This is a genomic window from Pseudomonas sp. SbOxS1 (genome assembly GCF_013416725.1).
Classification (GTDB): Bacteria; Pseudomonadota; Gammaproteobacteria; order Pseudomonadales; family Pseudomonadaceae; genus Aquipseudomonas.
This window is the reverse complement of record NZ_JAAVXC010000004.1, coordinates 659,422-685,512: the sequence shown is the minus strand read 5'-3', so window position 1 is coordinate 685,512 and position 26,091 is coordinate 659,422. Positions and strand designations below refer to the sequence as shown.

At 59.8% G+C, this 26,091-nt stretch carries 21 protein-coding genes; 18 read left to right on the top strand and 3 right to left on the bottom strand.

Annotated elements, in window-relative coordinates:
* Positions 1 to 6: 6 nt before the first annotated feature.
* The 3 genes from dapC to map all read right to left on the bottom strand — a co-directional run bounded on the left by dapC (position 7) and on the right by map (position 4,943).
* On the bottom strand, positions 7 to 1,206 hold the full coding sequence (gene dapC, locus HFK74_RS09480) for a succinyldiaminopimelate transaminase (protein WP_180203262.1): 1,200 nt from the start codon (positions 1,204 to 1,206) through the stop codon (positions 7 to 9).
* Positions 1,207 to 1,417: 211 nt separating this feature from the next.
* Entirely contained in the window at positions 1,418 to 4,120 is a 2,703-nt protein-coding gene (locus HFK74_RS09475) for a [protein-PII] uridylyltransferase (protein WP_180203261.1), read from the bottom strand.
* Positions 4,121 to 4,160: 40 nt separating this feature from the next.
* A complete protein-coding gene (gene map / locus HFK74_RS09470; RefSeq protein WP_008057306.1) occupies positions 4,161 to 4,943 on the bottom strand; it encodes a type I methionyl aminopeptidase in 783 nt (260 codons plus the stop codon).
* Between the two features lie 372 nt (positions 4,944 to 5,315).
* Here map and rpsB point away from each other — a divergent pair, with 372 nt between their 5' ends.
* The 18 genes from rpsB (at position 5,316) to tilS (ending at position 26,088) form a co-directional block, all read left to right on the top strand.
* Positions 5,316 to 6,053, top strand: coding sequence for a 30S ribosomal protein S2 (rpsB, locus tag HFK74_RS09465; RefSeq protein WP_008057307.1), 738 nt, complete (start codon positions 5,316 to 5,318; stop codon positions 6,051 to 6,053).
* Positions 6,054 to 6,243: 190 nt separating this feature from the next.
* The gene (tsf, locus tag HFK74_RS09460; protein ID WP_008057308.1) at positions 6,244 to 7,107 is read left to right on the top strand and encodes a translation elongation factor Ts; all 864 of its coding nucleotides are present in this window, start codon (positions 6,244 to 6,246) and stop codon (positions 7,105 to 7,107) included.
* 211 nt (positions 7,108 to 7,318) lie between these two features.
* Positions 7,319 to 8,062: a UMP kinase gene (gene pyrH / locus HFK74_RS09455; protein WP_003222124.1), complete on the top strand. Its 744-nt coding sequence runs from the start codon at positions 7,319 to 7,321 to the stop codon at positions 8,060 to 8,062.
* Positions 8,059 to 8,616 carry a ribosome recycling factor gene (gene frr, locus HFK74_RS09450; protein ID WP_008057309.1) on the top strand — a complete coding sequence of 186 codons (558 nt, stop codon included), beginning with the start codon at positions 8,059 to 8,061 and terminating at the stop codon, positions 8,614 to 8,616. The genes pyrH and frr overlap by 4 nt, the downstream gene beginning before the upstream one ends.
* A gap of 13 nt (positions 8,617 to 8,629) precedes the next feature.
* Positions 8,630 to 9,385 carry a polyprenyl diphosphate synthase gene (gene uppS / locus HFK74_RS09445; protein ID WP_180203260.1) on the top strand — a complete coding sequence of 252 codons (756 nt, stop codon included), beginning with the start codon at positions 8,630 to 8,632 and terminating at the stop codon, positions 9,383 to 9,385.
* Positions 9,385 to 10,191: a phosphatidate cytidylyltransferase gene (locus HFK74_RS09440; protein ID WP_180203259.1), complete on the top strand. Its 807-nt coding sequence runs from the start codon at positions 9,385 to 9,387 to the stop codon at positions 10,189 to 10,191. Before uppS ends, HFK74_RS09440 begins: the two co-directional genes overlap by 1 nt.
* Positions 10,188 to 11,378: a 1-deoxy-D-xylulose-5-phosphate reductoisomerase gene (gene ispC / locus HFK74_RS09435; RefSeq protein WP_180203258.1), complete on the top strand. Its 1,191-nt coding sequence runs from the start codon at positions 10,188 to 10,190 to the stop codon at positions 11,376 to 11,378. Before HFK74_RS09440 ends, ispC begins: the two co-directional genes overlap by 4 nt.
* 54 nt (positions 11,379 to 11,432) lie before the next feature.
* The gene (gene rseP / locus HFK74_RS09430) at positions 11,433 to 12,785 is read left to right on the top strand and encodes a sigma E protease regulator RseP (protein ID WP_180203257.1); all 1,353 of its coding nucleotides are present in this window, start codon (positions 11,433 to 11,435) and stop codon (positions 12,783 to 12,785) included.
* A 74-nt stretch (positions 12,786 to 12,859) separates the two neighbouring features.
* The gene (gene bamA, locus HFK74_RS09425) at positions 12,860 to 15,235 is read left to right on the top strand and encodes an outer membrane protein assembly factor BamA (protein WP_180203256.1); all 2,376 of its coding nucleotides are present in this window, start codon (positions 12,860 to 12,862) and stop codon (positions 15,233 to 15,235) included.
* A 45-nt stretch (positions 15,236 to 15,280) separates the two neighbouring features.
* Entirely contained in the window at positions 15,281 to 15,784 is a 504-nt protein-coding gene (locus HFK74_RS09420; RefSeq protein ID WP_008057318.1) for an OmpH family outer membrane protein, read from the top strand.
* A 3-nt stretch (positions 15,785 to 15,787) separates the two neighbouring features.
* Positions 15,788 to 16,843 carry a UDP-3-O-(3-hydroxymyristoyl)glucosamine N-acyltransferase gene (gene lpxD / locus HFK74_RS09415; protein ID WP_180203255.1) on the top strand — a complete coding sequence of 352 codons (1,056 nt, stop codon included), beginning with the start codon at positions 15,788 to 15,790 and terminating at the stop codon, positions 16,841 to 16,843.
* A 108-nt stretch (positions 16,844 to 16,951) separates the two neighbouring features.
* Positions 16,952 to 17,392, top strand: coding sequence for a 3-hydroxyacyl-ACP dehydratase FabZ (fabZ, locus tag HFK74_RS09410; RefSeq protein ID WP_007940511.1), 441 nt, complete (start codon positions 16,952 to 16,954; stop codon positions 17,390 to 17,392).
* The gene (gene lpxA, locus HFK74_RS09405) at positions 17,389 to 18,165 is read left to right on the top strand and encodes an acyl-ACP--UDP-N-acetylglucosamine O-acyltransferase (protein ID WP_180203254.1); all 777 of its coding nucleotides are present in this window, start codon (positions 17,389 to 17,391) and stop codon (positions 18,163 to 18,165) included. The genes fabZ and lpxA overlap by 4 nt, the downstream gene beginning before the upstream one ends.
* A 2-nt stretch (positions 18,166 to 18,167) precedes the next feature.
* Entirely contained in the window at positions 18,168 to 19,298 is a 1,131-nt protein-coding gene (gene lpxB, locus HFK74_RS09400) for a lipid-A-disaccharide synthase (RefSeq protein WP_180203253.1), read from the top strand.
* 11 nt (positions 19,299 to 19,309) lie between these two features.
* Complete coding sequence (gene rnhB, locus HFK74_RS09395) at positions 19,310 to 19,936, top strand: ribonuclease HII (RefSeq protein WP_180203319.1); 627 nt, start codon at positions 19,310 to 19,312, stop codon at positions 19,934 to 19,936.
* Between the two features lie 77 nt (positions 19,937 to 20,013).
* Positions 20,014 to 23,535, top strand: a complete 3,522-nt coding sequence (gene dnaE / locus HFK74_RS09390; RefSeq protein ID WP_180203252.1) for a DNA polymerase III subunit alpha — start codon at positions 20,014 to 20,016, stop codon at positions 23,533 to 23,535.
* Between the two features lie 140 nt (positions 23,536 to 23,675).
* A complete protein-coding gene (locus HFK74_RS09385) occupies positions 23,676 to 24,623 on the top strand; it encodes an acetyl-CoA carboxylase carboxyltransferase subunit alpha (RefSeq protein WP_008057327.1) in 948 nt (315 codons plus the stop codon).
* A 133-nt stretch (positions 24,624 to 24,756) separates the two neighbouring features.
* Entirely contained in the window at positions 24,757 to 26,088 is a 1,332-nt protein-coding gene (gene tilS, locus HFK74_RS09380; protein ID WP_180203251.1) for a tRNA lysidine(34) synthetase TilS, read from the top strand.
* The last annotated feature ends 3 nt before the right edge of the window (positions 26,089 to 26,091 follow it).

Sequence of the window (26,091 nt, the reverse complement as noted above, 5' to 3'; positions counted from 1 at the left end):
GGGCGGTTACCCGCGACGCTGGATGAAATCGCGAATCCGCTCGGCCGCTTCCACACACTCGGCCAATGGCGCTACCAGCGCCATGCGCACACGCCCGGCACCCGGATTGACGCCATCGACATCCCGCGACAGGTAGGAGCCCGGCACCACGGTCACATGCTCCTGCTCGAACAGGTCGCGGCAAAAGGCTGCGTCGTCGCCAGCCACATTCGGCCACAGGTAGAAACTGCCATCGGGGCGTTGTACGTCCAGGACCGGGCTGAGGATTTCCAGTACGGCGTCGAACTTCTCGCGATACAGCGCACGGTTGGCACGTACATGCACTTCGTCATTCCACGCAGCAACGCTGGCCAGTTGGGTCTGAACCGGCATCGCGCAGCCGTGGTAGGTGCGATAGAGCAGGAAGCCCTTGAGGATGTCCGCGTCACCGGCAACAAAACCGGAACGCAGGCCCGGCAGGTTGGAGCGCTTGGACAGGCTGTGGAATACCACGCAGCGCTTGAAGTCCTTGCGGCCCAGTTCCGCGCAGGCGCTGAGCAGGCCTGGCGGTGGGGTTTGTTCGTCGAAGTACAGTTCGCTGTAGCACTCGTCCGCCGCGATCACGAAGTCGTATTCATCGGCCAGGGCGATCAGCTTTTTCAGGGTCTCGACCGGAATCAGCGCGCCGGTCGGGTTACCCGGCGAGCACAGGAACAGGATCTGGCAGCGTTTCCAGATGTCCGGGGAAACGGCATCGAAATCCGGGTTGAAGCCGTTTTCATCGAGGCACGGCAGGTAGTGCGGCTTGGCTCCGGCGAGGAACGCGGCGCCTTCGTAGATTTGATAGAAGGGGTTCGGGCTGACCACCAGTGCGTCGTCGCCACGGTTGACCACGGTCTGGGTGAACGCGAACAGCGCTTCACGGGTACCGTTGACCGGCAGCACGTTGCGCGCCGGGTCGATCCAGCCGTTCGGAACGTTGAAACGACGTTCACACCAGGCAGCGATGGCCTCGCGCAGCTCCGGGATACCGAGTGTGGTCGGGTACACCGCCATCTTTTCCAGATTACTGGCCAGCGCTTCGGCGACGAAGCTCGGCGAACGGTGTTTCGGTTCGCCGATCGACAGCGCGATAGGGCGCTTGTCCGGGTTGGGCGTGACGCTGCCGAGCAGGGCGCGGAGTTTCTCGAACGGGTAGGGCTGGAGCTGGGACAGAGCGTTGTTCATGGGGGCCTCTTTCAATGTGGGAGCGAGCTCTGTGGCGAGGGGATTTATCCCCGTTCGGCTGCGAAGCAGTCGTAAAACCAGCCAGCCAGATGTATCTGGAGCATGCGGTTGGCTAGTTTTGGGGCCGCTTCGCGACCCAACGGGGCGGTGCGACGTTTCGCTAAATCCCCTCGCCACAGTCATCCGCTCCAACAGGGGGATATTGGTAGATTCAGATACTGATGCGCGACAGTTTGATATCGGGTTCCTGGTTGACGCTCAATTGTTCGACGATTGCGTCCTGCAAGCGACTGCACAGCAACGGGTCCGACAGCGGCTGGTTGTTCGCGTCGGTGATGAAGAACACGTCTTCCACGCGCTCGCCAAGGGTGGCGATCTTAGCGTTCTGCAGCGACAGGTCGAACTCCAGGAAGATCGTCCCGACCCGTGCCAGCAGGCCAGGGCGATCGGGGGCGGTCAGTTCCAGCACGGTCACCGGACGCTGGGCGTCGTTGTGGATCGTCACCTGTGGCGCAAAGGCGAAGTGCTTGAGCTGGCGCGGCACTCGACGCTGGATGATGGTCGGGTAGTCGTCCGGATTGCGCAGGGCTTCGGTAAGGCCGTCACGGATCTGCTTGACCCGCGCCGGATTGTCGCCGATCGAGTCGCCGTCGGTGTCGAGCACAATGTAGGTGTCGAGGGTGAACTGGCTGCTGGAGGTGATGACCCGGGCGTCATGGATGTTCAGGTTGAGCTGGTCCATCGCGGCCACGGTCACGGCGAAGAAATCGTGCTGGTCCGGTGCGTAGATGAAGATCTGCGTGCCGCCCTCGAACTCGCGTTGGGTGGTTTCCTTGATCAGCACCAGCGGTCCGCCGTCGGCTGGCTGCTGGAGGATCGCATCGCTGTGCCAGGCGACGTCGCCGGCGGTGTGGCGCAGGAAATAGTCATCCCCCAGTTGCGCCCACAATTGCTCGACGTCGTCCGGATCGGTACCACCGCGCACCAGGATGTCCAGCGCGGCGCTCTGGGTCTGGCGGATCTGCTCTTCGCGGTCCACCGGGTTTTCCAGGCCGCGACGCAGGGCGCGCTTGGTTTCGGTGTAGAGCTGGCGCAGCAGGCTGGCCCGCCAGGAGTTCCACAGGGTCGGGTTGGTGGCATTGATGTCGGCGACCGTCAGCACGTACAGGTAGTCGAGGCGGGTTTCATCGCCCACGGTCTGGGCGAAATCATGGATCACCTGCGGGTCGGACAAATCCTTGCGCTGGGCCGTGGTCGACATCACCAGGTGGTTTTGCACCAGCCAGACGATCAGGCGGCTGTCCCACACCGGCAGTTGATGGCGTTGGCAAAAGGCCTCGGCATCGACCGCGCCGATTTCCGAGTGATCGCCATGCCGGCCCTTGCCAATGTCGTGGTACAGGCCCGCCAGGTAGATCAGTTCAGGCTTGGGCAGCTTGGCCATGAGCTTGCTGGCCAGCGGGAATTTTTCCGAGACCTGGGTGTACTGCAGCTTACGCAGGTGCTTGATCAGGTTCAGGGTGTGGGCGTCCACCGTATAGATGTGGAACAGGTCGTGCTGCATCTGGCCGACGATGAAGCCGAATTCCGGCAGATAACGCCCGAGAATGCCGTAGCGGTTCATCCGGCGCAGGTTGCGGTGGATGCCGATCTTGCATTTGAACAGCTCGATGAACAGGCTGGTGTTGCGTATGTCGTTGCGGAAGTCGTCGTTGATCAGGTGCCGATTCTCGCGCAGCAGACGAATGGTATCGGCCCGCACCCCCTTGATTTCCGGTTGCTGGGCCATCAGCACGAAGATCTCGAGCATGGCGAACGGCGTGCGGCGGAACACGTTGTCGTTGCGCGCCTCGATGTAGCCGTCGTGCAACTGGAATCGCGAGTTGACCGGTTGTGGCGGCGCGGCATCCTCCGGCGCGAGGATGACTTCCTCGAAGTGCTGGATGATCAGGTCGCTGAGCTGGGCAATGCTCATTACCACGCGGAAATACTGCTGCATGAAGTTTTCGACGGCTTGCTTGGCGTCGTCGCCCTGGAATCCCAGCAGCCCGGCAATGGTGCGCTGGTGATCGAACAGCAGGCGGTCTTCGGAGCGTCCGGCGAGCATGTGCAGCGCGTAACGCACCTTCCACAGGAACTCCTGGGAGGAGGCCAGCAGGGCGTTCTCGCTTTCGACCAGGAAGCCTTCGCCGGCCAGAGCCCGCAGGTTCAGGGTGCCGTACTCGCGACGGGCTACCCAGAGAATCGTCTGGATATCCCGCAGGCCGCCGGGCGAGCCCTTGACGTTGGGTTCCAGGTTGTACTCGGTGTCGTTGTACTTGTGGTGCCGGGCTTTCTGCTCGGCGCGCTTGGCCAGGAAAAAGTCCTTGCTCGGCCACATGTGCGCGGTGCTGGTGACATCCAGCATGCGCTGGCGCAGGTGTTCGGGGCCGGTGATGGTGCGGCTTTCCATCAGGTTGGTCACGACCGTCAGGTCGGCGCGGGCTTCCTCGGCGCACTCGTCGACCGAACGCACGCTCTGGCCGACTTCCAGGCCGATGTCCCACAGCAGGGTCAGGAAACGCTCGATGGGATCACGGAAAACTTCGTGGTCCGCACTGTCCAGCAGGATCAGCAGATCGATGTCGGAGTAAGGGTGCAGCTCGCCACGACCGTAGCCGCCGACCGCGACCAGCGCGATATCGGCGTCTTCACTCCAATTGAACTGGTCCCAGGCCTTTTGCAGGATGTTATCGACGAACCAGGCACGGTCCTCGATCAGCCGGCGAATGTCCCGGCCGTTGCGAAAGCGCCCATCGAGCACTTCGCGGGCCTGGCGGATCGCCTTCTTGAAGGCCGCGATCGGGCTGGCCTTCAGGGCCAGTTCAGCCTGGAACTGGCCACGATCGAAGAGTTCGGGATCCACCTGCGGCATCGATTGCTTTCCTTTCTATAGGCTGGGTACGGTGACGGGATCAGGCCGAAACGCGGGGGATGGTGTCATCGCTGCGCAGGGTGAAGATCTCGTAGCCGGTTTCGGTCACCAGCAGGGTGTGTTCCCACTGGGCCGACAGCTTGCGGTCCTTGGTGATCGCGGTCCAGCCATCGCCCAGCACCTTGGTGTCGGCGCGGCCCTGGTTGATCATCGGCTCGATGGTGAAGGTCATGCCGGCCTTCAGTTCCATGCCGGTGCCGGCACGGCCGTAGTGCAGGATCTGCGGCTCTTCATGGAACACCTTGCCGATGCCGTGGCCGCAGAACTCGCGAACCACCGAAAAGCCGTTTTTCTCGGCGTGCTTCTGGATGATTTCACCGATGTCGCCCAGGCGGCAGCCGGGCTTGACGATCTCAATGGCCTTGTACATGCATTCCTGGGTCACTTGCGACAGGCGCTCGGCCCAGACCGGCACGGTGCCGACGTGGAACATGCGGCTGGTGTCGCCGTGGTAACCGTCCTTGATGACGGTGACGTCGATGTTCAGGGTATCGCCATCCTTGAGCGGCTTGTCGTTCGGGATACCGTGGCAGACCACATGGTTGATCGAGGTGCAGATCGACTTCGGATAGCCCTTGTAGTTCAGCGGGGCAGGGATGGCCTTCTGTTCATTGACGATATAGTCGTGACAGATCTGGTTCAGTTGATCGGTGGTGACGCCCGGTTTGACATATTCGGCAATCATTTCCAGCACATCGGCGGCCAGTTTGCCGGCGATGCGCATTTTTGCGATGTCCTCGGGGGTTTTGAGGGTGACGGTCATACAGGCTCTCTCTGCGCTCAATGGCGCTTTCTAAACGAAAAGGGCGTTGCGCGATCGATCTTCGCAGCCCTGAAAAACGCGATTCTAACAGACGATCAACGCAAATCCGCGGCTCTGTAGATCGCTTCTCTCTATAGAATGGCGCATTCTGGGCCGATTCCAAGGGATGGCGGCGTGCGTTTGCCTTGATTTCAGAATCCGGGTTCCGTTTTTTCCTGCCCTGTGGTATAAAATGCGCCGCTTTCCGGGGATGCCCCGAAAAGCTTAAATCCACACACGTGTCGACACGATGACCTGGGTGCCGCAAGCGAAATGCTGGTGGTTGGTCATTGGGATACGTGGAGGCCAAACCCGACTTATTAAGGAACTATCATGTCCCAAGTCAACATGCGCGATATGCTGAAGGCCGGTGTGCACTTCGGTCACCAGACCCGTTACTGGAACCCGAAAATGGGTAAATACATTTTCGGCGCGCGTAACAAGATCCACATCATCAACCTTGAAAAAACCCTGCCAATGTTCAACGAAGCTCTGACTTTCGTAGAGCGCCTGGCCCAGGGCAAAAACAAGATTCTGTTCGTCGGCACCAAGCGTTCCGCTGGCAAGATCGTTGCTGAAGAAGCAGCACGTTGCGGTTCGCCGTACGTCGATCACCGCTGGTTGGGCGGCATGCTGACCAACTTCAAAACCATCCGTGCTTCCATCAAGCGTCTGCGTGACCTTGAAGTACAAGCCGAAGACGGTACTTTCGCCAAGCTGACCAAGAAAGAAGCGCTGATGCGCTCCCGTGACCTGGAAAAGCTGGATCGTTCCCTGGGTGGTATCAAGGACATGGGCGGTCTGCCAGACGCTCTGTTCGTTATCGACGTTGATCACGAGCGCATCGCGATCACCGAAGCCAACAAGCTGGGCATCCCGGTTATCGGCGTAGTCGATACCAACAGCAGCCCGGAAGGCGTTGACTACATCATCCCAGGCAACGATGACGCAATCCGCGCTATCCAGCTGTACATGGGTTCGATGGCTGACGCTGTTATCCGTGGTCGCAACAATGTTGCTGGCGGCACCGAAGTTTTCGTTGAAGAAGCTCCGGCAGCTGCAGCTGAGTAATTGACGCCCTGGCGTTGACTCAGTAAGCAAAAAGGGGGCTTGGCCCCCTTTTTGCCACCTCGAAAACCGTTTGTCGGCGCCCACTGCTCTATCTGTAACGTGCGGCAGCTAACAAGGGTGGTTCGGGAAGAATTGAACGCCCGTTCGATCGGGTGGAATGGTTGATAACCTATCCAAGAGGAATTTTGAAATGGCAGAGATTACTGCAGCGTTGGTCAAAGAACTGCGCGAGCGTACCGGCGAAGGCATGATGGACTGCAAAAAGGCCTTGACCAAGGCCGGCGGCGACATCGAAAAAGCCATTGATGACATGCGTGCTTCGGGCGCCATCAAGGCTGCCAAGAAAGCGGGCAACGTTGCCGCTGAAGGCGCCATCGCCATCAAGGCCGACGACAAGTCTGCCGTACTGCTGGAAGTGAACTCGCAGACCGACTTCCTGGCCCTGCAAGACGACTTCAAGAACTTCGTTGCTGCCAGCGTAGAAAAAGCCTTCGCCGAAAAACTGACCGACGCAGCTCCGCTGATCGCCGCTCAGGAATCGGCTCGTGAAGCCCTGGTGGCCAAAGTTGGCGAAAACGTCAACATCCGTCGCCTGGTTCGCGTAGAAGGTGACGTGGTCGGTACTTACCTGCACGGTAACAAGATCGGTGTTGCTGTTGTTCTCAAGGGCGGCGATGTTCAGCTGGCCAAAGAGATCGCCATGCACGTGGCTGCAAGCAACCCTGAGTTCCTGCTGCCATCGCAGGTTTCGCCAGAAGCCATCGAGCGTGAAAAGGGCGTTTTCCTGTCCTTGAACGAAGACAAGATGAAAGGCAAGCCAGCTGAAATCGTCGAGAAGATGATTGCTGGTCGTATCACCAAGTTCCTGGCCGAAGCCAGCCTGGTTGAGCAGGCTTTCGTCATGAACCCGGAAGTTACCGTAGGCGCCCTGGCCAAGAAAGCCGGCGCTGAAATCGTTTCCTTCACCTACTTCAAGGTTGGCGAAGGCATCGAGAAGCCAGTAGACAACTTCGCTGAAGAAGTTGCTGCACAGCTGGCTGCCGCCAAGCAATAAGACGGTTTTTTAACTGTCGCCCTGAAGAGGCTGCCCGCTCACGCGCGCAGCCTCTTTTCAGATGGGTTGCCAATTTTTATTGGTTTCCGTTTGGAACTGGCTTACAAAGCCATGTTCCGATGGCGCTGAAGCAGCGCCACGCTAGAGTGAACGCCAGCTGAAAACAGCTCGCAAAGAATTTTTTTAAAATACGCCGCAGGAGAGATTCGCAATGGCTCAGCAGGGCAGTGGTTATCAGGCTCGCTATAAACGCATTCTACTCAAGCTTAGCGGCGAGGCCCTGATGGGCTCGGAAGAGTTCGGGATCGATCCGAAAGTTCTGGATCGCATGGCGCTGGAAGTCGGCCAGCTGGTCGGTATCGGTGTCCAGGTTGGTCTGGTGATCGGCGGCGGCAACCTGTTCCGCGGCGAAGCGCTGAGCAAGGCCGGCATGGACCGCGTCACGGGCGACCACATGGGCATGCTGGCCACTGTGATGAACGCCCTGGCCATGCGCGACGCGCTGGAACGTGCCAATATCTCGGCCATCGTGATGTCGGCTATTTCCATGGTTGGCGTGACCGATCACTACGATCGCCGCAAGGCCATGCGCCACCTGAACTCCAAGGATGTGGTAATTTTCGCGGCCGGTACCGGCAACCCGTTCTTCACCACGGATTCGGCTGCCTGCCTGCGTGCAATTGAAATCGACGCCGATGTCGTGCTCAAGGCAACCAAGGTCGATGGCGTCTACACCGCTGACCCATTCAAGGACCCGCATGCCGAGAAGTTCGATCATCTGACCTACGATGAAGTGCTGGATCGCAAGCTGGGCGTGATGGATCTGACGGCTATTTGCCTGTGCCGCGACCACAAGATGCCGTTGCGCGTATTTAACATGAACAAGCCCGGCGCCCTGCTGAACATCGTGCATGGTGGCGCTGAAGGGACCCTGATCGAGGAAGGCCAACAATGATCAACGAAATCAAGAAAGACGCTCAAGAGCGCATGCAGAAGTCCGTGGAATCGCTGGCGCACAACTTCGGTCGTATCCGTACCGGCCAGGCGCACCCAAGCATCCTGGAAGGTGTGATGGTTCCGTACTACGGTGCCGATACCCCGATCAAGCAAGTGGCGAACATCACCGTCAAGGACGCGCGTACCCTGCAAGTCGTTGCCTTTGAGCGCAACATGCTGGGCGCGGTAGACAAGGCCATCGGCAGTGCCGGCCTGAACCTCAACCCGACCAACCTGGGCGAGTTGCTGCTGATCTCCATGCCGGCCCTGACCGAGGAAACCCGCAAGGGCTTCACCAAGCAGGCGCGTGACGTGGCTGAGGATGCCCGGGTTGCCGTGCGCAACATCCGTCGCGATGCCAACAGCCAGCTCAAGGATCTGGTCAAGGAAAAGGAAATCAGCGAAGACGAAGAGCGTCGCGCAACTGGCGAAATCGATGACCTGACCAAGAAGTACGTGGCTCAAATCGACGCGAACCTGGCGCAGAAAGAAAAAGACCTGATGGCCGTATAAGGGTCGCGTTTTCATGGAAAAGACCAAGCAGGTTGCACCGTCCACGGTGCCGCGCCATGTCGCGATCATCATGGATGGTAATAATCGCTGGGCGAAAAAACGCTTTATGCCGGGTGTCGCCGGGCATAAAGCGGGTGTGGATGCGGTGCGCGCGGTCATCGAGGTGTGTGCCGAGGCAGGAGTCGAGGTGTTGACCCTGTTCGCGTTCTCCAGTGAGAACTGGCAGCGTCCAGCCGATGAAGTCAGTGCCTTGATGGATCTGTTCTTCAAGGCATTGCGTCGAGAGGCCAAGCGCCTCAACGACAACAACATCAGCTTGCGCATTATTGGCGACCGCTCGCGCTTCCACCCCGAACTCCAGGCTGCCATGCGTGAGGCCGAGGCCATGACGGCTGGCACCAATCGCTTCGTCCTGCAGATCGCCGCCAACTACGGTGGTCAGTGGGATATCGCACAAGCCGCACAGCGCCTGGCACGTGAAGTTCAGGCCGGGCATCTGCGCCCGGAAGACATCACCCCGCAGCTGCTGCAAACCTGCCTGGCCACCGGCGACCTGCCGTTGCCGGACCTGTGCATCCGTACCGGTGGCGAACATCGCATCAGTAACTTCCTGCTGTGGCAACTGGCCTACGCCGAGTTGTACTTCTCCGACCTGTTCTGGCCGGACTTCAAACACGATGCCATGCGCAATGCGCTGGCCGATTTCGCATCTCGCCAGCGCCGCTTCGGTAAAACGAGCGAGCAGGTCGAGGCTGGAGCCCGGGTTTAATGCTTAAACAACGAATCATCACCGCGCTGATCCTGCTGCCGATTGCCCTGTGTGGGTTTTTTCTGCTGGAGGGTTCCGCTTTTGCGCTGTTCATCGGCCTGGTCGTGACCCTGGGTGCCTGGGAGTGGGCGCGCCTGGCTGGTTTCACTGCTCAAGCGTTTCGTGTCGGCTATGCCGCCGTCGTCGCATTGATGCTGTTCGTCATGTACATCCTGCCTGGTCTCGCGCCATGGGTGTTGGGTGCTTCGGTGATCTGGTGGGCGGTAGCGACCTATCTGGTGCTGACCTACCCGCGCTCCAGCGAGCATTGGGCGAGCGCCGCCTGCAAGCTGGTGATCGGCGTGCTGATCCTGTTGCCGGCCTGGCAAGGCCTGGTACAGATCAAGCAGTACCCGCTGGGTAACTGGCTGATCATGGCGGTGATGGTGCTGGTCTGGGGTGCCGATATCGGTGCTTATTTCTCCGGACGTGCTTTCGGCAAGCGCAAGCTGGCGCCGCAGGTCAGCCCGGGCAAAAGCTGGGAAGGCGTGTACGGCGGCCTGGCCTTGAGCCTGGTGATCACTACCCTGGTTGCCCTGGTGCGTGACTGGACCGTGGCGCAATTGTTCAAGGGCTTGATCGGCGCGGCGCTGATCGTGTTCGTCTCGGTGGTGGGTGACCTCACCGAAAGCATGTTCAAGCGCCAGTCCGGGATTAAAGACAGCAGCAATCTGCTGCCGGGGCATGGCGGCGTGCTGGATCGCATCGATAGCCTGACCGCGGCGATCCCGGTGTTTGCGGTGCTGTTGTGGATGGCTGCACCGTGAGCCGCCCTCAGCAGATTACCGTCCTGGGGGCCACGGGCTCGATCGGTTTGAGCACCCTGGATGTCATCGCCCGCCACCCTGAGCGCTATCAAGTCTTCGCCTTGAGCGGTTTCAGCCGCCTGAGCGAGCTGCTGGCGCTGTGCGTGCGTCACGCCCCGCAGTTTGCCGTGGTGCCTGAACTCGCAGCTGCCCGCGGCTTGCAGGATGATCTGCGCGCCGCAGGCCTGTCGACTCGGGTCCTGGTGGGGGAGGAGGGGTTGTGCCAGGTGGCTGCCGCCCCTGAAGTCGATGCGGTCATGGCAGCCATTGTCGGCGCGGCGGGCTTGCGCCCGACCCTGGCGGCCGTCGAGGCCGGCAAGAAGATTCTCCTGGCCAACAAGGAAGCGCTGGTCATGTCCGGCGCGTTGTTCATGCAGGCTGTGCGCAAGAGCGGTTCGGTGTTGCTGCCGATCGACAGTGAGCACAATGCGATTTTCCAGTGCATGCCCCGGGATTTTGCCCGTGGTCTGGAGGCGGTCGGTGTGCGCCGGATCCTGCTGACCGCCTCTGGCGGTCCGTTCCGGCAGACCCCCATGGCTGAGCTGGCGCATGTGTCGCCCGAGCAGGCCTGCGCCCACCCTAATTGGTCGATGGGGCGCAAGATCTCGGTCGATTCGGCCAGCATGATGAACAAAGGGCTTGAATTGATCGAGGCCTGCTGGCTGTTCGATGCCAAGCCGTCCCAGGTTGAGGTGGTGATTCACCCACAAAGTGTGATTCATTCGCTGGTCGACTACATCGATGGCTCGGTATTGGCCCAGTTGGGCAATCCGGACATGCGCACGCCGATTGCCAATGCACTGGCCTGGCCCGAGCGAATTGACTCCGGCGTGCCGCCGCTGGACCTGTTTGCCGTCGCGCGCCTGGACTTCCAGGCGCCTGATGAAGATCGATTCCCGTGCCTGCGCCTGGCCCGTCAGGCAGCCGAGGCGGGCAACAGCGCTCCGGCGATGTTGAATGCGGCAAATGAAGTCGCTGTGGCGGCCTTTCTCGACGGACGGGTTCGTTACCTGGAAATCGCGAGTATCATCGAAGAAGTACTCAATCTCGAGCCTGTGGTTGTAGTGAATGATCTTGAGGCAGTGTTCACGGCGGACGCCAAGGCGCGTGTACTGGCCGAGCAATGGTTGAGTCGTCACGGGCGGTAAGTGTTGCAATGCGCCGGCCCATGCAGGACTGGATTAGGAATGCGGAGAAAATAGATGAGCGCGCTCTATATGATTGTCGGCACCCTGGTCGCTTTGGGTGTGCTGGTTACCTTCCACGAGTTCGGCCATTTTTGGGTCGCGCGTCGCTGTGGGGTCAAGGTGCTGCGTTTCTCCGTAGGCTTTGGCATGCCGCTGCTGCGCTGGCACGACAAGCAGGGTACTGAATTCGTGGTGGCTGCCATTCCGTTGGGCGGCTACGTGAAAATGCTCGACGAGCGTGAAGGCGAAGTGCCGGCCGATCAGCTCGATCAATCCTTCAACCGTAAATCGGTGCGCCAGCGCATTGCGATCGTGGCGGCAGGGCCGATTGCCAACTTTTTGTTGGCGATGGTGTTTTTCTGGGCGTTGGCGATGCTCGGTACCGAGCAGGTACGCCCGGTCATCGGCGCCGTCGAGTCCGGTAGCCTTGCTGCCAAGGCTGGGCTGGGCGCAGGCCAGGAAATCATTGCCATCGACGGCGAACCCACTTCCGGTTGGGCGGCGGTCAATCTGCAACTGGTCCGTCGCCTGGGTGAAAGCGGCTCCCTGCAATTGCTGGTTCGTGAGCAGGGATCCACAGTGGATTCGCCTCGCGAGCTGGTGCTGGACAAGTGGCTCAAGGGTGCTGATGAGCCGGATCCGATTCGTTCGCTGGGTATTCGTCCATGGCGCCCGGCATTGCCGCCCGTGCTGGCTGAGCTGGATCCCAAAGGCCCGGCCCAGGCTGCTGGCCTGAAGACCGGTGACCGGCTGTTGGCGGTAGATGGCAAGGCGGTGGATGACTGGCAACAGGTCGTCGATACGGTCCGTATGCATCCTGATACCAAAATCATGCTGCGGGTCGAGCGTGACGGTGCTCAAATCGACGTCCCTGTGATGTTGGCTGCCCGTGGCGAAAGCAAGGCCCCTACCGGTTACCTCGGGGCGGGCGTAAAAGCGGTCGATTGGCCACCGGAGATGATTCGCGAAGTCAGTTACGGGCCGTTGGCCGCCGTGGGGGAAGGGGCTCGACGCACCTGGACGATGAGCCTGCTGACCCTCGATTCGCTGAAGAAAATGTTGTTCGGTGAGCTCTCGGTAAAAAACTTGAGTGGACCGATAACCATTGCTAAAGTGGCGGGCGCTTCGGCCCAGTCGGGCGTCGCTGATTTCCTGAATTTCCTTGCTTATCTGAGTATTAGCCTGGGTGTTCTGAATTTGCTGCCCATTCCTGTGCTGGATGGGGGGCATTTGTTGTTTTATCTGATTGAGTGGGCGCGTGGTCGTCCCTTGTCGGATCGGGTGCAAGGTTGGGGGATACAGATCGGCATCAGTTTGGTGATTGGGGTGATGTTGCTTGCTCTGGTCAATGATCTGGGTCGACTGTAACGCTTCGCTGAATTGCGAACCTGCCGCATTTTGCGGCAGTTTGTTTATTGCCAGTTGGAATAAGAAAGGACTTCATGAAACGTCTGCTGCTAACTGCGGTTCTCACCGTATTGATGATCGCCGAAGTTCACGCCGAGTCCTTCACTATCTCTGATATTCGCGTCAATGGCCTCCAGCGGGTCTCCGCGGGTAGCGTCTTTGGTGCTTTGCCGTTGAACGTCGGTGAACAGGCGGATGATCGACGCCTGGTGGAATCCACTCGTGCGCTGTTCAAAACCGGGTTCTTTCAAGATATCCAGCTGGGCCGCGATGGCAACGTCCTGGTCATTACGGTAGTCGAACGTCCGTCGGTTGCCAGTATCGAGATCGAAGGCAACAAGGCGATCTCCACTGAAGACCTGATGAAGGGCCTCAAGCAATCCGGCCTGGCCGAAGGCGAGATCTTCCAGCGCGCCACCCTCGAAGGTGTACGTAACGAACTGCAACGCCAGTACGTCGCCCAGGGCCGCTACTCGGCGACCGTCGACACCGAAGTGGTGCCGCAACCGCGCAACCGCGTTGGCCTGAAGGTCAACATCAACGAAGGCACCGTTGCAGCTATCCAGCACATCAACGTGGTAGGCAACACCGTCTTCCCTGATGAAGACCTGATCGACCTGTTCGAACTCAAGACCACCAACTGGCTGTCGTTCTTCAAGAACGATGACAAGTACGCCCGTGAAAAACTCTCCGGTGACCTGGAGCGCCTCCGTTCCTACTACCTGGACCGCGGCTACATCAACATGGATATCGCTTCGACCCAGGTGTCCATCACTCCGGACAAGAAGCACGTCTACATCACCGTCAACATCAACGAAGGTGACAAGTACACCGTTCGTGACGTGAAGCTCAGCGGTGACCTGAAAGTCCCTGAAGACCAGGTCAAGTCCCTGCTGCTGGTGCAGAAAGGCCAAGTGTTCTCGCGCAAGCTGATGACCACCACGTCCGAACTGATCACCCGCCGCCTGGGTAACGAGGGTTACACCTTCGCCAACGTCAACGGCGTACCTCAGCCCCACGATGACGACCACACGGTAGACATCACTTTCGCCGTGGATCCAGGCAAGCGTGCCTATGTGAACCGCATCAACTTCCGTGGCAACACCAAGTCGGAAGACGAAGTGCTGCGCCGTGAAATGCGCCAGATGGAAGGTGGCTGGGCGTCGACTTACCTGATCGACCAGTCCAAGACCCGTCTGGAACGCCTGGGCTTCTTCAAGGAAGTCAACGTTGAAACCCCGGCCGTACCGGGTGTCGATGACCAGGTAGACGTCAACTACAGCGTGGAAGAACAGGCGTCCGGTTCGATTACCGCCAGCGTCGGTTTCGCCCAGAGCGCGGGCCTGATCCTCGGTGGTTCGATCACCCAGAACAACTTCCTCGGTACCGGTAACAAGGTCAGCATCGGCTTGACCCGCAGTGAATACCAGAGTCGCTACAACTTCGGTTATGTCGACCCCTACTGGACTGCCGATGGCGTGAGCCTGGGTTACAACGCCTTCTATCGTACAACTGACTACGACGACCTCGACGTCGACGTGGCCAGCTATGCCGTGGACAGCCTGGGTGCAGGCGTGAGCGTCGGCTACCCGATCAGCGAGACTTCGCGCCTGACCTTCGGCCTGACGGCCCAGCAGGACGAGATCAAGACCGGTGTGTATACCGTTGACGAGATCTTCGACTTCGTTAACAAGGAAGGCGACAAATACCTGAACTTCAAGGCGTCGGCCGGCTGGTCCGAGTCGACCTTGAACAAAGGTGTACTGGCGACCCGTGGCCACTCCCAGAGCCTCGTGCTGGAAACCACCACGCCAGGCAGCGACCTGTCGTTCTTCAAGCTCGACTACCGTGGCCAGTTGTTCCAGCCGCTGAGCGACAACTACACCATGCGCCTGCATACCGAATTGGGTTATGGCGATGGTTACGGTTCGACCGATGGCTTGCCATTCTATGAAAACTACTATGCTGGTGGTTTCAACTCGGTTCGTGGCTTCAAGGACAGCACTTTGGGTCCTCGCAGTACGCCAAGTACCGGCAAGAACCCTGGCACGGCGCTCGACCCGGACCAGGATCCGCTGCCGTTCGGTGGTAACGTGCTGATCCAGGGTGGTGTGGAAGTTCTGTTCCCTCTGCCATTCGTCAAGGATCAACGTTCCCTGCGCACTTCGGTATTCTGGGATGTGGGTAACGTATTCGATTCGTCGTGCTCCGATACCACAAACGCTGATGGCACGAAGTCCAACACCAAGTGCAACGACATCAGTCTGAGCAATATGGCCAGTTCCGTCGGTGTGGGTGTGACCTGGGTCACCGCACTGGGTCCTCTGAGTTTTGCGTTGGCCATGCCAGTCAAGAAACCGGATGACGCTGAAACTCAAGTGTTCCAATTCTCCCTCGGTCAGACGTTCTAAGCGTCTGCCCCAAGATAACGACAATGGATTTTGTAGGAGTGCATCGTGCGTAAGTTGACTCAATTGGTTCTCCTGGCTTCCGTACTGGTTGCAGGTCCGGCATTTGCCGACATGAAAATCGCCGTTCTGAACTATCAGATGGCCCTGCTGGAATCGGATGCGGCCAAGAAATACGCCGTGGATGCCGAGAAGAAATTCGGTCCTCAGCTGAGCAAGCTCAAGACCCTGGAAAGCAGCGCCAAGGGCATCCAGGATCGCCTGATGGCCGGTGGTGACAAAATGCAGCAAGGCGAGCGCGAGCGTCTGGAGCTTGAGTTCAAGCAAAAGGCACGTGACTTCCAGTTCCAGTCCAAGGAGCTGAACGAAGCCAAAGCCGTTGCCGACCGTGAAATGCTGAAGCAGCTCAAGCCGAAACTGGACAGCGCTGTGGAAGAAGTCATCAAGAAAGGTGCTTTTGACCTGGTCTTCGAGCGTGGTGCAGTGATTGATGTCAAGCCTCAGTACGACATCACGCGCCAGGTTATCGAGCGCATGAATCAGCTGAAGTAATCCATGACCGTGACCATTAAGCTCGGCCAGCTGGCCGAGTTCCTCGGCGCCACGCTACGTGGCGACCCGGAGAAAGCAATTACTGGGCTAGCCACCTTGCAGGAGGCTGGCCCAACTCAGTTGAGCTTTCTCGCAAACCCCCAATACCGTAAATACCTGGCAGGCAGCCAGGCGGCAGCGTTGTTGCTCAAGGCCGCTGACGCCGAAGGTTTTGCCGGCGATGCATTGGTGGTGCCTGATCCTTACGCAGCGTACGCGCGTATATCCCATCTGTTCGATCCCAAGCCCAAGGCGGTAGCCGGTGTGCACCCGACGGCTGTGATTGCAGCGGATGCGGTGGTCGACCCGGCGGCGAGTGTCGGTGCATTTGCGGTCATCGAAAGCGGAGCGCATATTGCCGCCGGTACGACCGTGGGTGCGCACTGCTTCATCGGTGCCCGTAGCATCGTTGGCGAGGGCGGCTGGCTGGCACCGCGCGTCACGCTGTATCACGACGTGCGCGTCGGCAAGCGGGTGGTGATTCAGTCCGGTGCAGTGCTCGGTGGTGAAGGTTTTGGCTTTGCCAACGAGAAAGGCATCTGGCAAAAAATCGCCCAGATCGGTGGTGTGCTGGTCGGCGACGACGTGGAAATTGGCGTGAATACCGCCATCGACCGCGGTGCGCTGGCTGATACCATCATTGGTAACGGCGTGAAGCTCGACAACCAGATTCAGATCGCCCACAACGTCCAGGTAGGTGATCACACCGCCATGGCGGCGTGCGTGGGCATCTCCGGCAGCACCAAGATCGGCAAGCACTGCATGCTCGCCGGTGGCGTAGGGCTGGTGGGGCATATCGACATTTGCGACAACGTTTTCATCACCGGGATGACCATGGTGACCCACTCGATCACCGAGCCGGGTGCCTATTCCTCCGGAACGGCGATGCAGCCAGCCGCCGAATGGCGCAAAAGCGCGGCACGTATTCGTCAGCTCGATGACATCGCGCGGCGTCTGCGACAGCTGGAAAAGCAAGCAGGGGAAGTGACCCCTGGCGGTAATGCTTCATCAGATGGCTGATACCATTTCCATATCAAGTGTGCACAGCCGCTAGACTGCGTCCTTGATTTGCTAGCGGAGTGTGCGTCAGTCGCGCGCTCCCAATCTTTACATAGGCTTCCCCCCGAAATGATGGACATCAACGAGATTCGCGAATACCTGCCTCACCGTTACCCGTTCCTGCTGGTGGACCGGGTCGTGGATCTGGACGTGGAAGGCAAGCGCATTCGCGCCTACAAGAATGTCAGCATCAACGAACCGTTCTTCAATGGTCACTTTCCTGCGCATCCAATCATGCCGGGCGTACTGATCATCGAAGCGATGGCTCAGGCTGCCGGGATCCTTGGTTTCAAAATGCTCGACGTGAAACCGGCCGATGGCACCCTTTACTACTTCGTCGGTTCCGACAAGCTGCGCTTCCGCCAGCCTGTACTGCCGGGTGATCAGTTGATCCTTGAAGCCAAGTTTATCAGCTGCAAGCGTCAGATCTGGAAGTTCGAGTGCCAGGCTTCGGTCGATGGCAAGCCGGTCTGCTCTGCTGAAATCATCTGCGCGGAACGCAAACTATGAGTTTGATCGACCCTCGCGCAATCATCGATCCGACAGCCGTCCTGGCTGACGGTGTCGAGGTCGGCCCGTGGTCGATCGTCGGCGCAGGTGTGGAAATCGGCGAGGGAACGGTAATCGGGCCGCACGTGATTCTCAAAGGCCCGACCCGAATCGGGAAGCACAACCGTATCTACCAGTTTTCCTCGGTAGGTGAGGACACGCCCGATCTGAAATACAAAGGCGAAGAAACCCGCCTGGTGATCGGTGACCACAATGTCATCCGCGAAGGCGTGACGATTCACCGTGGGACCATTCAGGATCGCTCGGAAACGACCCTGGGCGATCACAACCTGATCATGGCCTATGCGCACATCGGTCACGACAGCGTCATCGGCAACCACTGCATCCTGGTCAACAACACGGCCCTGGCCGGCCATGTGCACGTGGAGGACTGGGCGATCCTGTCCGGTTTTACCCTGGTTCACCAGTATTGCCACATCGGCGCCCACAGCTTTTCCGGCATGGGCACCGCCATTGGCAAGGACGTCCCGGCCTATGTCACGGTGTTCGGCAACCCGGCCGAAGCCCGCAGCATGAACTTCGAAGGCATGCGCCGTCGCGGTTTCAGCGAAGACGCCATCCACGCCCTGCGTCGCGCCTACAAGGTGGTCTATCGCCAGGGGCTCACGGTTGAGCAAGCGCTCGCCGAATTGGCCGAATCCTCTGCCCAGTTCCCGGAAGTGGCGGTGTTCCGCGATTCCATACAGTCCTCGACCCGCGGCATCACCCGCTAATCATGGCCAATCTGCGTATTGCGCTGGTGGCGGGCGAGGCTTCCGGCGACATTCTGGGCGCGGGCCTGATGCGTGCGCTCAAGGCGCGCCATCCGGCGGTCGAGTTCATCGGTGTCGGCGGCCCATTGATGCAGGCCGAAGGCCTGACGTCCTATTTCCCCATGGAACGCCTGTCGGTCATGGGCCTGGTGGAAGTACTGGGCCGCTTGCGTGAATTGCTCAAGCGCCGCAAAAAGCTGGTAGCCGACCTGATCGCCGCGAAGCCCGACGTATTCATCGGTATCGACGCCCCGGACTTCAACCTCAATATCGAGCTCAAGCTGCGGCAGGCCGGGATCAAGACCGTGCACTACGTCAGCCCGTCGGTCTGGGCGTGGCGGCAGAAGCGCGTGCTGAAGATTCGCGAAGGTTGCGACCTGATGCTCACGCTGTTCCCGTTCGAAGCGAAATTCTACGAAGAGAAAGGCGTGCCGGTGCGGTTTGTCGGGCATACCTTGGCCGATGCCATTCCCCTGGAAGCCGACCGCGCTGCTGCGCGGGCCGAACTGGGATTGCCTGACGGGCCGCTGGTTGCGCTGATGCCCGGCAGTCGTGGCGGCGAAGTTGGCCGTCTCGGTGCCTTGTTTCTCGATACGGCCCAACGCCTGCGGGCGCTGCGCCCCGGTGTGCGGTTTGTAGTGCCTTGTGCCAACCCGCAACGCCGGGCGCAGCTTGAAGAACTGTTGGCCGGTCGCGATTTGCCGCTGACCTTGCTCGACGGCAAGTCCCATCTGGCTTTGGCGGCCTGCAATGCCGTGCTGATTGCCTCCGGTACGGCAACGCTTGAAGCCTTGTTGTACAAGCGGCCGATGGTCGTTGCCTATCGCCTGGCACCGCTGACGTTCTGGATTCTCAAACGCATGGTGAAAAGCCCGTACGTGTCCTTGCCGAACCTGCTGGCCCAACGCCTTTTGGTGCCCGAGTTGTTGCAGGACGAGGCCACGGTCGAAGCGCTGGCCCAGACCCTGTCGCCGCTGATCGAGGGTGGCGAAGAGCAGACCCGCGGTTTTGATGAAATTCACCGGACCCTTCGTCTGGATGCCTCCAACCAGGCTGCAGATGCAGTGCTGAACTTGATCGACCCGGTAAAATGAGTAAAAAAAGCATGCAGATGGGGCTGGATTTCACCTTGGTCGCTGAAGTCGAAGAATTGGTTGCCGGTGTCGACGAAGTCGGTCGCGGTCCGCTATGCGGCGCGGTAGTGACGGCGGCTGTGATTCTCGATCCGAATCGTCCGATCCTTGGTCTCAATGACTCGAAGAAGCTCACCGAGGCCCGCCGCGAAAAGCTCTACGACGAAATCTGCGAAAAAGCCCTGTGCTGGTGCATCGCCCGCGCGGAAGTCGAAGAAATCGACGAGCTGAACATCCTCCACGCCACCATGCTGGCCATGCAGCGCGCGGTCGCCGGCCTGCACGTCCAGCCGAAACTGGCGATGATCGACGGCAACCGTTGCCCGAAATTGCCGATGCGCGCCGAAGCGGTGGTCAAGGGCGATAGCAAGGTGCCAGCCATCGCCGCGGCATCGATCCTGGCCAAGGTCAGTCGTGACCGTGAAATGGCTGCTTTCGAATTGATCTACCCCGGTTACGGCATCGGCGGACACAAAGGCTACCCGACTCCCGTTCATCTGGAAGCCCTGGCACGCTTGGGCCCGACGCCGATTCACCGGCGCTCGTTTGCCCCAGTACGACAGGCGTATGAGGCTCGGGAAAGCCTGATCGAGAGTTAGTCCCAAAGCTGATTTTTTCTACCAAGGCCCGGTACAATCCGGGCCTTGTTGTCTTCACGTTCACAGACAGGATCACTATGCCGGCTTCATTCGTTCACCTGCGCCTGCACACTGAATACTCCCTGGTCGACGGTCTGGTGCGGATCAAGCCGCTGGTCAAGACCCTGGTCGGCATGAACATGCCTGCCGTAGCGGTCACTGACCAGAACAACATGTGTTCCCTGGTCAAATTCTATAAAAACGCCATGGGTGCCGGGATCAAGCCGATCTGCGGCGCCGACCTGTGGCTGTCTAACAAGGACCCGGACAACCCCCTGAGCCGGATCAGCCTGCTGGTGATGAATGCCGCGGGTTATCGCAACCTCACCGAATTGATCTCTCGCGGTTTCATCGACGGTCAGCGCAATGGCTCGATCATCATCGAGCGCGAATGGGTGGCCGAAGCCAGCGACGGCCTGATCATGCTATCGGCTGCGAAAGAGGGTGAAATCGGCCAGGCCATGCTCAGCGGCAACCCGGATGAAGCGGAAAACCTGGCGCGTGAATGGATGACCGTGTTTCCGGATCGCTTCTATCTGGAAATCCAGCGCACCAACCGCCCCAACGATGAAGAGCAACTGCACGGCGCCGTGGCGCTGGCCGAGAAAATCGGCGCACCGCTGGTTGCGACCAACGATGTGCGCTTCATCAAGCAGGAAGATTTCGCCGCCCACGAAACCCGCGTGTGCATCGGTGAGGGCCGGGCCCTCGACGATCCGCGGCGCTCGAAGAACTACAGCGATCAGCAATACCTCAAAAGTGCCGAGGAAATGGCCGAGCTGTTCAGCGACATTCCCGAGGCGCTGGAAAACACCGTCGAGATCGCCAAGCGTTGCAACATCGAGGTCAAGCTGGGCACGCACTTCCTGCCCAACTTCCCGATCCCCGATGGCATGACCATCGATGAGTATTTCCGCAAAGTTTCGTTCGATGGCCTCGAAGAGCGGCTTTCCGTCCTGTTGCCCAAGGACACCACTGAAGACTATGAAGCCAAGCGCCAGGTCTATGTCGACCGGCTGAATTTCGAGCTGGATATCATCATCCAGATGGGCTTCCCCGGTTACTTCCTGATCGTGATGGACTTTATCCAGTGGGCCAAGAACAACGGCGTGCCGGTGGGTCCTGGCCGGGGGTCGGGTGCCGGATCGCTGGTGGCCTATGTGCAGAAGATCACCGACCTCGACCCGCTTGAATATGACCTGCTGTTCGAGCGTTTCCTTAACCCGGAGCGGGTCTCCATGCCCGACTTCGACGTCGACTTCTGCATGGACGGTCGCGACCGGGTGATCGACTATGTGGCCGAAAAATATGGCCGCAACGCGGTAAGCCAGATCATCACCTTCGGTTCCATGGCGGCGAAAGCGGTGGTGCGCGACGTGGCGCGGGTGCAGGGCAAGTCCTACGGCCTGGCGGACCGCCTGTCGAAGATGATCCCGTTCGAAGTCGGCATGACCCTGGAAAAGGCCTACGAGCAGGAAGAAATCCTGCGGGACTTCATCAAGGTCGATGAAGAAGCGGCGGAAATCTGGGAGATGGCCCGCAAGCTTGAGGGCGTTGTGCGTAACGTCGGCAAGCACGCCGGTGGCGTGGTAATCGCGCCGACCAAGCTGACTGACTTCTCGCCGATCTATTGCGACGAAGCCGGCGATGGCCTGGTAACCCAGTTCGACAAGGACGACGTTGAGGCGGCCGGCCTGGTGAAGTTCGACTTCCTCGGCCTGCGGACCCTGACGATCATCGACTGGGCGCTGAAAACCATCAACCGTGATCGCGCCAAGGTCAACGAGCCGCCGCTGGACATCGCGTTCATCCCGCTGGATGACAAACCGACTTATACCCTGCTGCAGAAAGCCGAAACCACCGCGGTGTTCCAGCTCGAGTCGCGCGGCATGAAGGAGCTGATCAAAAAGCTCAAGCCCGACTGCCTGGAAGACTTGATCGCACTGGTGGCGCTGTTCCGTCCGGGCCCGCTGCAATCGGGCATGGTGGACGACTTCATCAACCGTAAGCACGGTCGCGCCGAACTGGCGTACCCGCACTCGGACTACCAGTACGAAGGCCTCAAGCCGGTATTGGCCCCGACCTACGGCATCATCCTGTATCAGGAACAGGTGATGCAGATTGCCCAGGTCATGGCTGGCTACACCCTCGGCGGTGCGGACATGCTGCGTCGGGCGATGGGTAAGAAAAAGCCCGAGGAAATGGCCAAGCAGCGCGGCGGTTTCATTGAAGGTTGCGCCACCAACAACATCGATGCGGACCTTGCCGGTAACATTTTCGACCTGGTGGAAAAATTCGCCGGTTATGGCTTCAACAAATCCCACTCCGCGGCCTATGGCCTGGTGTCGTACCAGACCGCGTGGCTGAAAGCGCACTACCCGGCGCCGTTCATGGCAGCGGTACTTTCGGCGGACATGCACAACACCGACAAGGTCGTGACCTTGATCGAAGAAGTGCGCACGATGAAGCTGCGTCTCGATGCGCCGGACGTGAACACTTCCGAGTTCAAGTTCACGGTGAACGACGAGGGCCGGATCATCTACGGCCTGGGCGCGATCAAGGGTGTGGGCGAGGGCCCGGTGGAGGCTATCACCGAGGCGCGCCAGGACGGTCCGTTCAAGGACCTGTTCGATTTTTGCGCCCGGGTCGACCTCAAGCGCATCAACAAGCGCACCCTCGATGGCTTGATCCGCAGCGGTGCACTGGATCGCCTGGGGCCGTATTTTCACGACGAAGCCAAAGCCTACCAGGCCAATATCGACCGCAACCGCGCGGTCTTGCTGACCGCGATGGAAGAGGCGATCAAGGCCGCCGAGCAAACCGCCCGCACCCATGACAGCGGCCATGCCGACCTGTTTGGCGGGCTGTTCGTGGAAGAAGACGCCGACGTCTACGCCAATCATCGCAAGGCCAAGGAACTGACCCTCAAGGAACGGCTCAAGGGCGAGAAAGACACCCTGGGCCTGTACCTGACCGGTCACCCGATCGACGAATACGAAGGCGAAATCCGCCGTTTCGCCCGTCAGCGCATCATCGACCTGAAACCGGCGCGCGACACCCAGACCGTTGCTGGCATGATCATCGCCTTGCGGGTGATGAAGAACAAAAAGGGCGACAAGATGGGCTTCATCACCCTCGACGACCGTTCAGGGCGGATCGAAGCGTCGTTGTTCGCCGATGCGTTCCATTCCGCGCAATCGCTGTTGCAGACCGATGCGATGGTGGTGGTCGAGGGCGAAGTCAGCAACGACGACTTCTCCGGCGGCCTGCGGTTGCGGGTCAAGCGGGTGATGAGCATGGAAGATGCGCGCACCAACCTGGCCGAAAGCCTGCGCCTGAAACTGCATGCCAAGGATCTCAAGGGCGATCAGCTACGCTGGCTGGGTGAACTGTTGAAGCGTCACCGCGGTGCGTGCCCGATCACCATGGACTACACCAGTCCCGATGCGAAAGCCTTGCTGCAGTTCGGCGAAGGCTGGCGAATCGACCCGGCGGATGCGTTGATTCAAGCCCTGCGTGACCAGTTCGGGCGAGACAACGTCTTCCTCCAATACCGTTAAGGTCAGGGTGGCATTACGCAACCCTGGGCTTGAGCAGAATTTTTAATCTCGACCTGAACGCGCCTGTCCCTTATGGTAGGGCGCGAATAGACAACCGGCCGGCCCAAGCTCCCTTGGACGCCGACCCAAGACGGACGCCTATGAACCCGAATTTTCTGGATTTCGAACAGCCGATCGCCGACCTGCAAGCCAAGATCGAAGAGTTGCGCTTGGTCGGTAATGACAATTCGCTGAATATCGGCGATGAGATCTCCCGCCTGCAGGACAAGAGCAGCACGTTGACCGAAGACATCTTCGGCAAGCTGACCAGCTGGCAGATCGCGCGTCTGGCGCGTCACCCGAAGCGTCCATATACCCTGGACTACATCGAACACATCTTCACCGAGTTCGATGAGCTGCATGGTGACCGTCACTTCTCCGACGACGCCGCCATCGTCGGTGGTATTGCCCGTCTCGAGGATCAGCCTGTGATGGTAATCGGCCATCAGAAAGGCCGTGAAGTACGCGAGAAGGTCCGCCGTAACTTCGGCATGCCGCGTCCGGAAGGCTACCGCAAGGCCTGCCGCCTGATGGAAATGGCCGAACGTTTCAAGATGCCGATCCTGACCTTCATCGACACCCCGGGCGCCTACCCGGGCATCGACGCGGAAGAGCGCAACCAGAGCGAAGCGATTGCCTGGAACCTGCGCGTGATGGCTCGCCTGAAAACCCCAATCATCGCCACCGTGATCGGTGAAGGTGGTTCCGGCGGTGCGCTGGCGATCGGTGTTTGCGATCAGCTGAACATGCTGCAGTACTCGACCTACGCGGTGATCTCGCCGGAAGGTTGCGCATCGATCCTGTGGAAAACCGCCGAGAAAGCCCCGGACGCCGCTGAAGCCATGGGCATCACCGCCGAGCGCCTCAAGGGCCTGGGTATCGTGGACAAAGTGATCGGCGAGCCCCTGGGTGGCGCACACCGTGATCCGGCGGCTGCGGCTGCCTCGATCCGTGCCGAACTGAGCACGCAACTGGCGATGCTCAAGAAGCTCGACCACAAGGCGCTGCTCGACCGTCGTTACGAGCGTCTGATGAGCTACGGCCTCTAAGACGATCACGCAGCACCCATGTGGGAGCTAGCCTGCTCGCGATGGCGGCTTAACATTCAACTAATAGGTTGGCTGTTACACCGCTATCGCGAGCAGGCTCGCTCCCACATTTGTTTTGCGCAAAGGGAGCGCTATGAGTCGGCCAGTGATTGATTTGCCTTCCAGGCTTCTGCTTAATCTTGCGCCCTGGCGCAACGCCGCAACCTGGCGCATCGCATTCTCCGGTGGCCTCGACTCCACCGTCCTCCTGCACCTACTCGCACGCCTCGCCAAAACCGAATCCCTGCCCGCGCTGAGCTCCATCCATGTCCATCACGGCCTTCAGGCTGTGGCCGACGCGTGGCCGGAGCATTGTCGGTCCGTATGCGAGTCGCTGGGCGTGCCGTTACAGGTGATTCGCGTCCGGGTGCAACCCGGCGCCAGCCTTGAGCGTGCCGCGCGCGATGCGCGTTATGCGGCGTTCAGTGAGGCCATTCAAGGCAATGAAGTGCTTCTGACGGCTCAGCATCGGGACGATCAGGCGGAAACCTTGCTGTTTCGCCTGTTGCGTGGAGCCGGTGTGAGGGGGTTGTCAGGGATGCCACGCCAGCGCCCGCTGGGTAAAGGGCATCTGCTACGGCCCTTGCTCGAGGTTACCCGCGCCGAGCTTGAGGCCTATGCGTCGGAACACAAGCTGAGCTGGATCGAGGATCCTTCCAACCAGGATCGGCAGTTCTCGCGCAATTACCTGCGTCATCAGGTGCTCCCGACGTTGACTCAACGTTGGCCACAGGCGCTGGCAACCATGGCTCGCAGTGCTGCGCATCTCAGTGAAGCGCAGGCATTGCTCGATGATCTTGCGCAAATCGACTTGAGCCAGGCAAGCACGCCAAGTGATTTCGATTGGCTGGGTCTGCCGTCGTTGGAACTGGCACCCCTGGAAAAACTCTCCGCCGCTCGCCAGCGCAATGCGCTCAGCCACTGGCTCGAACCCCTGACCCGACTGCCGGACAGTGACCATTGGTCGGGTTGGCTCGATTTGCGCGATGCTACCGGCGACGCTCGGCCGATCTGGCGCCTGGCCGATGGCGAATTGCATCGGGCGGGCGGGCGTATCTGGTGGTTGTCCGGTGCCTGGTTGCGTGCGGTACCGGCGCCTGGAGCATGGCTTGAACCCGCGCAACCGTTGGCGTTGCCCGATAACGGCGTGCTCACGCTCAGTGGTGGGCAATTCCCCACAGGTACGCTGCAGATCCGCTATCGTGAGGGAGGCGAGGTGATGGATCTGCCCGGTCGAGGGCATCGCGACCTCAAGCGGTTGCTCAATGAAAGCGCGGTGCCGCTGTTCGTGCGCGGCAGATTGCCGCTGCTGTACAAGGGCGAGCAATTGCTGGCGGTGGCGAACCTGTCGGGGTTGGACGGCAAGGCGCGAGGTGACTGGCATTTACATTGGCAAACACCAGGCGAAGATCAAGGTTTGAGCTGAAAG

Bases quoted from the DNA above. Each gene is read 5' to 3' on its own strand.
- dapC (WP_180203262.1), bottom strand. From the start codon at position 1,206: ATGAACAACGCTCTGTCCCAGCTCCAGCCCTACCCGTTCGAGAAACTC.
- fabZ (WP_007940511.1), top strand. From the start codon at position 16,952: ATGATGGACATCAACGAGATTCGCGAATACCTGCCTCACCGTTACCCG.
- HFK74_RS09440 (WP_180203259.1), top strand. From the start codon at position 9,385: ATGCTTAAACAACGAATCATCACCGCGCTGATCCTGCTGCCGATTGCC.
- HFK74_RS09385 (WP_008057327.1), top strand. From the start codon at position 23,676: ATGAACCCGAATTTTCTGGATTTCGAACAGCCGATCGCCGACCTGCAA.
- tsf (WP_008057308.1), top strand. From the start codon at position 6,244: ATGGCAGAGATTACTGCAGCGTTGGTCAAAGAACTGCGCGAGCGTACC.
- rseP (WP_180203257.1), top strand. From the start codon at position 11,433: ATGAGCGCGCTCTATATGATTGTCGGCACCCTGGTCGCTTTGGGTGTG.
- bamA (WP_180203256.1), top strand. From the start codon at position 12,860: ATGAAACGTCTGCTGCTAACTGCGGTTCTCACCGTATTGATGATCGCC.
- lpxA (WP_180203254.1), top strand. From the start codon at position 17,389: ATGAGTTTGATCGACCCTCGCGCAATCATCGATCCGACAGCCGTCCTG.
- frr (WP_008057309.1), top strand. From the start codon at position 8,059: ATGATCAACGAAATCAAGAAAGACGCTCAAGAGCGCATGCAGAAGTCC.
- uppS (WP_180203260.1), top strand. From the start codon at position 8,630: ATGGAAAAGACCAAGCAGGTTGCACCGTCCACGGTGCCGCGCCATGTC.
- rpsB (WP_008057307.1), top strand. From the start codon at position 5,316: ATGTCCCAAGTCAACATGCGCGATATGCTGAAGGCCGGTGTGCACTTC.
- HFK74_RS09475 (WP_180203261.1), bottom strand. From the start codon at position 4,120: ATGCCGCAGGTGGATCCCGAACTCTTCGATCGTGGCCAGTTCCAGGCT.
- tilS (WP_180203251.1), top strand. From the start codon at position 24,757: ATGAGTCGGCCAGTGATTGATTTGCCTTCCAGGCTTCTGCTTAATCTT.
- lpxD (WP_180203255.1), top strand. From the start codon at position 15,788: ATGACCGTGACCATTAAGCTCGGCCAGCTGGCCGAGTTCCTCGGCGCC.
- lpxB (WP_180203253.1), top strand. From the start codon at position 18,168: ATGGCCAATCTGCGTATTGCGCTGGTGGCGGGCGAGGCTTCCGGCGAC.
- map (WP_008057306.1), bottom strand. From the start codon at position 4,943: ATGACCGTCACCCTCAAAACCCCCGAGGACATCGCAAAAATGCGCATC.
- rnhB (WP_180203319.1), top strand. From the start codon at position 19,310: ATGCAGATGGGGCTGGATTTCACCTTGGTCGCTGAAGTCGAAGAATTG.
- dnaE (WP_180203252.1), top strand. From the start codon at position 20,014: ATGCCGGCTTCATTCGTTCACCTGCGCCTGCACACTGAATACTCCCTG.
- pyrH (WP_003222124.1), top strand. From the start codon at position 7,319: ATGGCTCAGCAGGGCAGTGGTTATCAGGCTCGCTATAAACGCATTCTA.